Origin of the sequence: Lelliottia sp. F153 (assembly GCF_002870005.1) — a bacterium.
Classification (GTDB): domain Bacteria; phylum Pseudomonadota; class Gammaproteobacteria; order Enterobacterales; family Enterobacteriaceae; genus Enterobacter; species Enterobacter nimipressuralis.
On sequence record NZ_PKFT01000014.1, the window covers coordinates 59,931 to 67,878 of the forward strand.

General features: G+C 47.6%; 8 protein-coding genes and 2 pseudogenes. 3 read left to right on the top strand and 7 right to left on the bottom strand.

Features of this window, described 5'->3' with window-relative positions:
• Positions 1-15: 15 nt before the first annotated feature.
• Both fliD and F153LOC_RS20610 read right to left on the bottom strand, forming a co-directional pair.
• On the bottom strand, positions 16-1,335 hold the full coding sequence (fliD, locus tag F153LOC_RS20605; RefSeq protein WP_233211686.1) for a flagellar filament capping protein FliD: 1,320 nt from the start codon (positions 1,333-1,335) through the stop codon (positions 16-18).
• 184 nt (positions 1,336-1,519) lie between these two features.
• Positions 1,520-2,368: a flagellin gene (locus F153LOC_RS20610; RefSeq protein ID WP_100778005.1), complete on the bottom strand. Its 849-nt coding sequence runs from the start codon at positions 2,366-2,368 to the stop codon at positions 1,520-1,522.
• A 745-nt stretch (positions 2,369-3,113) separates the two neighbouring features.
• Here F153LOC_RS20610 and F153LOC_RS21815 point away from each other — a divergent pair.
• From F153LOC_RS21815 to F153LOC_RS20620, 3 genes and pseudogenes are all read left to right on the top strand, one after another.
• Positions 3,114-3,290: pseudogene (locus F153LOC_RS21815) on the top strand (transcriptional regulator); the annotation flags it as partial.
• 54 nt (positions 3,291-3,344) lie between these two features.
• Positions 3,345-4,010 (top strand): hypothetical protein, encoded by a 666-nt coding sequence (locus tag F153LOC_RS20615; protein WP_233210379.1) that lies wholly within the window; start codon positions 3,345-3,347, stop codon positions 4,008-4,010.
• A complete protein-coding gene (locus tag F153LOC_RS20620; protein ID WP_102105714.1) occupies positions 3,988-4,452 on the top strand; it encodes a hypothetical protein in 465 nt (154 codons plus the stop codon). Before F153LOC_RS20615 ends, F153LOC_RS20620 begins: the two co-directional genes overlap by 23 nt.
• 24 nt (positions 4,453-4,476) lie before the next feature.
• On the opposite strand, the gene F153LOC_RS20625 is transcribed toward F153LOC_RS20620, so the two are convergent.
• The 5 genes and pseudogenes from F153LOC_RS20625 to F153LOC_RS21635 form a co-directional block, all read right to left on the bottom strand.
• Positions 4,477-5,145: a DUF2931 family protein gene (locus tag F153LOC_RS20625; RefSeq protein ID WP_102105713.1), complete on the bottom strand. Its 669-nt coding sequence runs from the start codon at positions 5,143-5,145 to the stop codon at positions 4,477-4,479.
• A gap of 41 nt (positions 5,146-5,186) precedes the next feature.
• Complete coding sequence (locus tag F153LOC_RS20630) at positions 5,187-5,858, bottom strand: DUF2931 family protein (RefSeq protein WP_102105712.1); 672 nt, start codon at positions 5,856-5,858, stop codon at positions 5,187-5,189.
• Positions 5,859-5,943: 85 nt separating this feature from the next.
• Positions 5,944-6,570 carry a DUF2931 family protein gene (locus F153LOC_RS20635; protein WP_233210377.1) on the bottom strand — a complete coding sequence of 209 codons (627 nt, stop codon included), beginning with the start codon at positions 6,568-6,570 and terminating at the stop codon, positions 5,944-5,946.
• Between the two features lie 41 nt (positions 6,571-6,611).
• Entirely contained in the window at positions 6,612-7,271 is a 660-nt protein-coding gene (locus tag F153LOC_RS20640; RefSeq protein ID WP_102105711.1) for a DUF2931 family protein, read from the bottom strand.
• Positions 7,268-7,948 (bottom strand): annotated as a pseudogene (locus F153LOC_RS21635) (type VI secretion protein); the annotation flags it as partial. The pseudogene F153LOC_RS21635 and the gene F153LOC_RS20640, both read right to left, overlap by 4 nt.

Here is a 7,948-nt window from a genome sequence, read left to right on the forward strand (position 1 = left end):
AAAGCTCTGTTTTCCTTACTCTAAACCAAACATACTCTTGGTGTTTTCCATCTGGGCCATGGCCTGCTGCAACTGAGTAAATTGCTTCAGATAGCGGTTATACGAGGAGTCATAACGCGAATTCATGGCTTCGGTTTTGGTGTCGATATCGCTCTGCTGGCGGTCGAGCACTTCCTGGCGACCTTTCAGCAGGCCGGTGGTCGAATTGAGGTAACGGTCGAGGGATTTATCCACCGCCGCGATCAGCCCGTCTTTGCCGTTGAACAGGCCCGTCAGCGCCTGCGGATCGGCGGTCAGCGCGGCGTCGAGCTTTTTGCTGTCGATCTCCAGCTTGCCGTCTTTATCCGCTGTGATGCCGAAATCGGACATCCGCTTGCCGCCAAACTGGGTGCGCAGCACGTCGTTCAGCTCGCGATCGAGGGAGGCCATGGTGGCATCGCCCGCAAACGCGCCGCGCTCTTCACCGTCGCCGCTGCCGCTTTTGGTCAGTTTTTGCAGCGTGTCCTGCAGGGTGTTGTATGAGGTAATGAAGGTCTGCAGCTGCTCTTTGGTGCCCGCCGTATCTGTGCCGATGGTGATGGTCAGCGGCTTGTCGGCTTCGGTCTTAGACGTCAGTTCGATGGTCACGCCGTCGATGAGCTTATCCAGCGTGTTGCTGCTGTTGGAAAATTCCATTTCGCCCATACGGAATTTGGCGTCTTGCGCTTTCGAGATCTCTTTGGCGTTCGCCGAGTTAAAACCTGCCGTCCCGCCGACGGTTACCTTATTGGCTGCGCCGCTTTCGTCGCTGCTCAGCATCAGCGTCACTTTACCGTCGGTGCGGATCAGCGAAGCGGTGACGCCGGGGTTATTTTCATCGCCATTAATGGCTTTGGTGAGATCGCTCAGGCTGTTGATACTGTCCATATCAACGTTGATGGTTTTCGCATCCGCCCCTTCGCCGAGGGTGATCTCCATCATGCCGGTGGCATCTTTGATGGCATCATCCGTCAGATCGCCGAAACCGATCTGATGGGCGGACGCCAGCTGATCGACTTCGATGTTGTATGTGCCCTTCTGCGCCGAGGAGTTGGCCGTGACGGTCGCAATCCCTTCGCGGTTGACGGTGGCGCTGTTTTGCAACATCCCGTCATTGGTGCTGTTCAGCCCTTTAATGGCGCTGCGAAAATCGGTTAATGCGGTGCGAAGCGCGTCCAGCGCTTTTTTCTGCGACGTCATCGTGGCTGTTTTGGTCTTCAGCTGATTCTGGATCGACATGATGTCGTAGGACGCCAGCGACTGCGCCAGCGTCGTCGGATCTATGCTGCTGAAATCTGCCATAGTAGTTGTCTCCATTCGCACCTGTTGCTAAACCATGCTCAGTTAATGCAACCATCGTGCCAATTTTTAAATTTAGTTAATTCAGTTAGTTACGATTTACCGGGAAGGCAACTTTCCCCGAATGGGAAAAGACAGGAAGGGGAAAGGCCGCAAACAAAAACACCGCCTTACAGCGGTGTTTTCATCGAACGGATTGGGATTAGCCCAGCAGGGACATCACCATTCCGGACATGCTGTTGGACTGCTTCAGCATGGACATGCTGGTTTGGGCCAGCATCTGGTTACGGGTCATGCTGGAGGCTTCAGACGCGAAGTCAGCATCACGGATGTTACCCAGCGCCAGATCGGTGTTGTCTTTCATGTTCGCCAGGTTAGCCGCGGTGTGGCCAAGACGGTTGATGTTTGCACCCAGTTTAGAACGCAGGGTACCCACTTCAGAGATAGCGCCTTCTACGCTTGTGATCATCGCCTGTGCGCCAGAAACAGTGGTCAGCGCGCCAGAAGCAGTCAGTGCGCCCATACCGCCGGAACCGGTCACGGTGGTCAGTTCTGTGCTCACGTTTACAGTCAGTTTCTCGCCTTCAGATGCACCGATCTGGAAGTTCATTGCAGAAGCGAATTTACCGCTCGCACCGAACAGGTTTTCGCCTGCGTATTTGGTGTTGTCCATAATGTTGGTCAGTTCAGCGTTCAGTTCGTCCATTTCAGACTGCAGCGCAGCGCGATCTTCAGTACCGTTCGTGTCGTTCGCTGCCTGTGTTGCGAGGTCTTTCATGCGGTACATGATGTTGCTCACTTCATCAAAAGCACCTTCTGCGGTCTGCAGCAGCGCAGTCGCGTCAGAGATGTTGCGCTGTGCAACAGCCATACCATTGCTCTGACCCTGCAGGCGGGTTGCGATTTGCAGGCCAGCTGCATCGTCCGCTGCGGAGTTGATACGTTTACCGGTACCCAGACGTTCCATTGCAGTAGACAGCATGCTGTTGGATTTATTCAGTGCGTTAGTAGAAGCCATGGAAGACGCGTTAGTGAAAATAGAAAGTGCCATGTTAGTAATCTCCTTGTGAACCTGTCTGTCAGGCTCTTCTCTCTGGTACTCAAGTAAAACGACACACTGAAAGGGAGAATTAAATCGGCGATGAAAAAAAATTAAAAATTACGTCTATAAGAAAAAGCCTGGTCTGAGTAATAACCGCATAAATTGCGAAAGGTAAATTAAAAACCAATGCGACACACTCTCTCCTTAACTTAAACGCAACTTAAAAATATTTAATGTATTCATTTATCCAAATGTAACAATATTTTATCGGCGGGAAAAAATAAAACACCAAATTCACATAAAAGAACAATCTATTAATATAAAAAACATCCACAGATCACTATTAACGTTTAACGATTCTCATTAATGGTTGTTTAGAGAATTAACTTAATAATTTGTTGCACATCACAGTTTTATCGCGTAAAAATGTGTCAAGGAAGAGAAACTTCCTAATCTCATACTGGAAAAGGCGGAAAATGACCGGCACGCACATGCCGTTCCGCAGAGCGAAATCCCTGTTTACGTCGTAAAACCGCTCGTTTTTGCATAATCTCCGCAGGCACGCGGCAATTCTCAAATGAATTTTAAACGGAATTAATGATTAATTTACATTAAGCATTGCGCGACTTTTTCGCTCGGTGCGGAGATGAATAATTGATTCAGGAGTGGCTTTTTGTCACCTGTCGCCATGAGAAAAAAATATTCCACCGTTAATAACTGGTTAGTTGATCTACCCTCCGGCTCCCTCATAAGCATGGTCACGGGCGAAAGAAAACGCCTGGGGGAATATCAATTAAAACTATTAGATGTACTTCTTGAAAATGCAGGAAAAATTCTCACTCGCGAAGAATTGACGACGCTGGTCTGGGAACGTCGGGTTATTGGTAATAATAGTCTTCCCAATGCCATCCATGCTTTACGCTCCGCTTTAGAAGACGACGGCAAACAACAAAAAATTATCAAAACAATCCCCAAAAAGGGGTATTTGCTTGAGCAGGCGTGGTGCCGTTTCGTTGAGAAAGAGAGTGACGAGATTGATCTGCCGGACACGGAGATCGATGGCTTTGTGTTGCCCACCCTCAGCCCAACCGTTGAGCACAACGCTGCCGACGAGCCGGACATCGTTTCTGAACCCGTTAAGGTAATTGAAACGCCCTCCATTGAGATCGCGGTTCCCGCTGAACGCCCCGTTATTGTACCGGCCAAATCCCGGTTTCAGCATCCGTTCATCACCCTGGCAGCCCTGCTGGTCACCGTCATGATTGGCGCGATCTTTGGCTGGCACTATGCCGGTAATCAGGGGCCAAAAATCGTCGCGGCAGAGCAGGAAGTCGCGGTTTACAGCAACATTCATATTTACGAGCTGTCCGAGTCCAACCGCCTGGAGATGAGTAAAGAAGATTTTTACAGCAAAATCAAAGACACGCTGTATACCATTAACCAGCAGATCAAAACCCAGTCCATGACCATGACGGTCTATTACCAGAGTATCGATCAAACGCTGAACTACACCTTTGCGCTGAATAGCCGCTGCGACAAAAAACAGCTGGTGATGGCCATCTATCACTGGCGCATCGACCCGACCCAACTGAACAACCTGATACTGCGTGAGACGAGGAGAAAAATCAGTGAGATGGAAACCTGCGCTTAACTGGAAACTGGCCCTGTCCTGCTTTCTGCTTGTGGCGCTCGCTTTTGCGGGGCTGCGAGTTATGCAAACCGCAAACGTCCCGCAGTCTAACGTCGAGGGTTTTTTACAGCTGGGATTCTACGATTTGATGTCGATGCGAAAAGAGATTTACGATTCGCACATGCAGACGGTGAATGGTTCGATTTTAACGACCATCACCAGCCCGAACGACAACCGTTTCGTGCTGAAAGGAAAGTTCACCGGCATCAACGAACAGAACGGCAGACAGTTTTTCGCCTATACCCCCATCTACTACAGCACCGCGCAAAAAGGGCTGATGATTGATGGTCTGGTGGATATGCTGCTGCACATTGATATCTGGATGCAGCCGCTGTTTGTCGGCAATCAGCAGCTGGTGGTGGGGCAAAGTGGGGCGATATTTTTGTATCCATTGAAGAAGTAAGCAGGGTGGCCGCCGCCACCCGCTTCACCATTCGCCGTACGGATAGGTTTTGCCTTTGATGAAGTCTTTTATGCTCTGGTCGTATCCATCAGGAATTTCATAAGACATTTCAAGGTTGCTTATCCCCATACAGCCTTCGAGTTTTTCCCCTGAGAGCGTGGATATTTTTACAGGTTCTACAGGGAGGTTGTCACCACCGCCACTATTTTGAAGCCAGACTCGGACCTTTCCCCCAGGCGCCAGGCCAAACAACATCGTGCTGTACCATGCCTTTTCTCCGAACATATCTACCCCTGTGGACAAACTCATTCGCGTCCGCACAGAATCCGGAAATGTGATTCTCGTTTCGTAGGTTTTTTTATCAATAATGGAATCCCAGCAAAACAGCATATTTACAGGGGGATGCCGTGCTTTGTTAAACGTTGCAAAACGCATGTACTGCTTATCCCACGTAGAAACGCTTGAGTCATCCTCATCTATACTATCCAGATTCCTGAATGAATAGAGGATGTTCTTTTCGTCGATAATGCCAACATAATTGACGAAAGCGGGGAGTTCCTTAGGCGTGAAAAAAACAAACCCCCACATCCCATATGGCATTGAACCAGTATCTTCTGGCAATGCGGGTTCGCCAGTATGACAGCCTGATAAAACAAGCAGCATTGTGAGTAAAGACCGTTTTCCATAATTCATTTCTAATTCCTTCCATGCTTAATCTATTACTTGCCTGAATCTCACCATTCGCCGTACGGATAGATTTTGCCTTTGATAAAGTCTTTTATATTTTGGTCGTAGCCATCAGGGATTTCATAAGACATATCAAGGTTGCTTATCCCCTTACATCCCTCCAGTTTATCCCCATATACAGTTGTTATTCTTTTCGGCTCCACAGGTATGCTCCCATTACCTCCTGAAGAATTTTGAAGCCAGATCCTCACCTTGCCTCCAGGAGCAAGCCCAAAGAGCAGCGTGTTATTCCACGCCTTTTCACCATAATGATCTAATCCGGTTGAAACACTCATTTGGTCTCCAAGGGACTCTGGGAAGGTTATCCGCGTTTCATACGTTTTTTTATCGATAATTGAGTCCCAGCAGAAAAGCATAGTAACTGGTGGATGACGGGCTTTATTGAACTGCGCATGCCGTCTTACTTTATTATTCCATGTACCTACGGTTGCCCAGCTATCATCTACACTGTCGAGAGATCTGAAAGAGTAGACGACCTTTTTGTCATCAATAATACCTACGTAGTTTACAAATGCCGGAAGATCTTTCGGCGTAAAGAAGGCGAATTCCCAAAGTCCATACGGCATTTCCCCGGTTTCTTCCGGTGTTGCATACTCATCAGAATGACAGGCTGATAAAACAAGTAACACTGCGAGTAAAGACCGTTTTCCGTAATTCATTTCTAATTCTTTCCATGTTGAATGCGTTACTCATCTAAACCTCACCATTCGCCGTACGGATAGGTTTTGCCTTTGATAAAGTCTTTTATATTTTGGTCGTATCCATCGGGGATGCTGTAATCGAAATTGGCGAGGGTAATGCCTTTACACCCCTCCAACTTATCGCCGGAAAGTGTGGTGATTTTTTTGGTTCTACGGGCAAGTTCCCATTCCCCCCAACGGTATCCTGTAACCAAATCCTCACCTTACCTCCAGGAGCCAGACCAACCACCAACGTGTTGTACCAGGCTTTTTCACCATGATGATCTAACCCAAATGAAACACTCATCTTTTCCCTGATACGTTGAGGAAACGTGACTCGCGTTTCGTAGGTTTTTTTATCGATGATTGAATCCCAACAAAAAAGCATTGTGACCGGAGGGTGCCGAGCTTTATTGAACTGGGCATGCCGTCTTACTTTGTTATTCCAGGTACCCACGGTTGCCCAATTATCCTCAGTACTGTCGAGCGTTCTGAAGGAATACAGGATCTTTTTATCATCAATGATACCGACATAGGTCACTCGGGCGGGAAGTGCTTTAGGAGTAAAAAAAGCAAACTCCCACATCCCATATGGCATTGCGCCAGTTTCTTCTGGCAATGCGGGTTCGCCAGTATGACAGCCTGATAAAATAAGAAGCATTATGAGTAAAGACCGTTTTCCGTAATTCATTTCTTATTCCGTCCATGTTTAATACGTTACCCGTAGAAATCTCACCACTTACCATAAGGGTAAACTTTCCCATTAATAAATTTTTCGGTCTCTTTGGAATATTCGTAACCTTGCGAATGCTGAGTTATCCCTTTACAACCCTCCAATTTATCGCCGGAAAATGTCGTTATCTTTACGGGTTCTACCGGGCTGCTACCATTTCCGCTGGCAGTGTTCTGGAGCCAAATTTTTACTTTACCCTCAGGAGCTAAACCAAACAGTAAGGTATTAAACCAAGCTTTTTCCCCATGATTGTCTATCCCTGTTGATACACTCATCTTTTGCCTGACGGATTCAGGAAAAATCACATATGTTTCATAGGTCTTTTTATCAATAACAGAATCCCAACAAAACAGCATTGTAACGGGCGGGTGCCTGATTTTATTGAACTGTGCGTGTCGTCTGACTTTATTATTCCATGTACCTACTGTTGCCCAATTATCCTCAATGCTATCCAGGCTTTTGAATGAGTAAACTATTTTCATGTCATCAATAATGGCAACATAGGTAACATCAGCGGGCAATGCCTTTGGCGTAAAAAATGCGAACTCAACCATCCCATAGGGCATTTCACCTGTTTCTTCAGGTGTTATCATTTTACCGGAATGGCAACCTAATATAACCAGCGCTAAAGCGAGTAAAGACTGTTTTCCATAATTCATTTTTTAACCCCATCCATGTTGTATATTGTCCGTTGCCAGTTTTCATCTGGACGATTTACAAAGCTAATTACTTCTGAAACCGAGGTTCCTCCATAGTTTTTTCCTTTTTCATTCAGTTTGATGCTGTTCCAGTTTGCTGAACAGTGGATGAAAGCTTTAGCAATATAGTCAATTTCTTGCTGATTAAATTTTGATGATATTTCCCCTGAACGACTTTCTTGGCCCATTAACATCGATTTTTCAGACAGTTTTAAAAGGTCTGGACTAAGATTAAAGCCATCCTCTTTTTGAATCTCTTTAAACACCACACCCGCATCCTGCGCAGCATCGATCATCACCCGCAGCACCACCTTCGACCAGTCGTTCTTCACGATCCGTTTTTTCATTGTCAGAGCAGCAAATGCGCGCTTCTGCATCCCGTCTCTTGGATGGACTGGCATTCTCGTGTCCTCCCAGGCGTCAGCTGTAATGTCATTAGTGCGAATGAGCGGTGCCGCGACCGCAGAGGATTCGAGTATCGGTAGCTGTTTCATGGCATGTCTGTAAGTTCGCGTATCCGCCAGCGGGGTATCCAGCGGCACGGTTGCTGCTTCCGGTCGGGTCAGGTAGATGTTTTCCCGTGTCGCAGGCAGGTAGCCGCCGCCAATATCGGAATGCGCGCCGGGCAGAGCCAGCTC